Below are 202 nucleotides of genomic sequence, written 5' to 3' on the forward strand. Positions count from 1 at the left end.
GAGGTGCGCGCGTTCTTCGTCGAGCACCCGCACTGCGACCTGGTCAACCTCTACGGGCCGACCGAGACGCACGCGGTCACCACGCACCGGCTGACCGGCGCCGACCAGCAGTGGCCGAGCCACGTGCCGATCGGGCTGCCGATGCACGGCGTCGCCGGGTATGTGGTGGACCGCACCGGTCACCTCGCGCCGGTCGGCGTGC

1 protein-coding gene is annotated in these 202 nt (G+C 72.8%); it reads left to right on the forward strand.

What is annotated here, in order from left to right:
- The coding region (locus F0L68_RS42010) for an AMP-binding protein (protein WP_149855502.1) at positions 1-202 on the forward strand (202 nt) is incomplete at both ends.

Source organism: Solihabitans fulvus, from assembly GCF_008386585.1.
Taxonomy (GTDB): domain Bacteria; phylum Actinomycetota; class Actinomycetes; order Mycobacteriales; family Pseudonocardiaceae; genus Solihabitans; species Solihabitans fulvus.